The sequence below is a fragment of the Flavobacteriales bacterium genome, from assembly GCA_013214975.1.
Taxonomy (GTDB): domain Bacteria; phylum Bacteroidota; class Bacteroidia; order DT-38; family DT-38; genus DT-38.
Window position 1 is genome coordinate 1 of record JABSPR010000408.1, and the last position, 2,181, is coordinate 2,181.

At 39.6% G+C, this 2,181-nt stretch carries 1 protein-coding gene; it reads right to left on the minus strand.

Features of this window, described 5'->3' with window-relative positions:
* A partial coding sequence (locus HRT72_12745; protein ID NQY68574.1) for an FAD-dependent oxidoreductase occupies positions 1 to 1,827 on the minus strand: 1,827 nt, incomplete at its 3' end.
* Positions 1,828 to 2,181: the final 354 nt, after the last annotated feature.

A 2,181-nucleotide genomic window follows, 5' to 3' on the forward strand; every position in this document is an offset into this window, starting at 1 on the left:
GGCAACTAGTATATCGTGTCGTTTTTTGAACTTCTCAACTTGTACCGTGTAATACGCTAATGCTTCTGTTGCCGCATCAATACCCGTTAAACCTCCACCAATAACTACAACTGGTAGTCTTACAGTTAAGTTAGATATAGAATCCTTCTTACCAGCTCCAGATAACTGAAGTGCCATTAAGAAATCGGAAGCCGTCCTAACCCCTCTAGCCAATGCATTCGGCATAGAAACGATAGTTGGCTTACCTGCACCTAAGCAAAGCGACAAGTGATCGAAGCCTAATTCAAATACTTGATCATATGTAATTGTACTTCCCATTCGGATACCACCGAACATAGCAAAGTGCTCTCTTCTTTCAAGAAGCAATCGAATTACCTTTAAGAAGTTTTTATTCCATCGTACGGTAATACCATATTCGGCAACACCACCAAACCCAGCGAGCACACGTTCATCTAGGTCTTCGTAAACTTCTTGCTTAATATCTTTAATCGGTAAGAAACTCGTTCTCTCTCCATTTTTGCCCACTCCATTTAAAGAGGAGTCTAATGGTTCAATTTTTAATCCATCAACACCAACAACTAAGTGCCCGTCGTTTAACAAGTGATGCGCTAACGAATAACCTGCAGGCCCTAGTCCTGCCACTAATACTTTGTACCCGCTCTCTTTACGAGGAAGAGGTTTTGCCAAGCTAAATGGGTTCCATCTAGTAAGTAGGCTGTATATCTCAAAACCATAAGGAAGATCTAATGTATCTGTAAGTGATCTTGTCTCTACCGCTGGGATATTAACCGGATCTTGTTTTTGATACACACAACTCTTCATACAATCGTTACAGATACGATGACCTGTTGCTGCACATAAAGGATTATCAAGCGTAATGATACCCAAAGCTCCAATGGTAAAACCATTTGCTTTTACTTGGTTCATTTCAGAAATCCGTTCTTCTAGCGGACAACCAGCTTGTTTTACTCTAGTTGGACTAACCTTAAACGGTGTATTACCATTTTCATCCGGTTTCTTCTCCATCAACCCTTTTGAGCAAGAATCTTTGCCTTGGTTATGGCAATAGATGCAATAGTTCGCTTCGTCTAAAGCGTGCTCTATAGAAAAGCCTTCGTCTGTTAAGCTAAAACCTTGCCTTTCTCTTAGTGTATGGCTATCTGCTAATCGCTTAACGCTAACACCATCTACAACTTCCGTATCAACAGGAACTAGTGCCTCAAAATCAAGTTTGTTTGGTTTTTGAAACAACACATCGTTCTTGTGGTATGCACGACCCGCTGCACTCGTTAAAGCCCAACCTGCGTATCTACAAGCGGCTAACGACTCTTTTTCAAAGCCTTCAATATCTTTACTGTTCTCGTAATCAATCCATTTTGTTGTTTGATCCGAATACTCCTTTTCAGAAAATGGAGCGCCAAAATAACCTTCTAACTCCGCTCTAAGCGCATCACCATCAATCTCGCCTACTTCTTCTCCCTTGATTGCTTTAGGACCTCTACGCTGTACTACAGTTCGTTTACATCTAAATATACCGGCCAACTCCGTGTGTGAATCTTGAAGTGCAGAAACCTCCGCTTCTATTCCAAAAAGTTTAGCGATAAAATCTTCAACGAATGGCGCAATTTCGATTAAGAAATTTGCCTCGTCTTTTTCATCAATCTCAACCCCGTCCAAAACGTTAGCTCTGTAGGAAACAAATTGATTGTGTAATTCTACACTAGACTCCTTAAGGCTTTCAACAAACGACCCATCTAGTTTTTCAAGTCCAGCTCGACTATATAAGTCTTCGAAACTTAAACCAAACGACAAATTCAATTCAGACATAACTCAATATTTGGTAACAATAATATGCCACGAAATTAATTGAAAATACAATAGTAGCCCAAGGTAAATAGGCACCTAAAGCACTTAGTTACGCACATTGAAAAGTGAATAAATACGATATATAATTGGGATTAATTAGACCTCTTTGAATTCAAGGTATTAAGAGACATTATAGCACTATTATTTCGGACTATCTCTTTTTAGTTATCGCTCTCAGCGACCTCGGCAGGTATAAACTTTTTATTCTTGGCTATCTCAGAATCTATTCTATCCAAAACTTCTTTTATATGACCAAGATGCCCATCTTTTCTCAGCATGCTCTCATAGGCAAATCTATTATCTCGAGTTACCGGA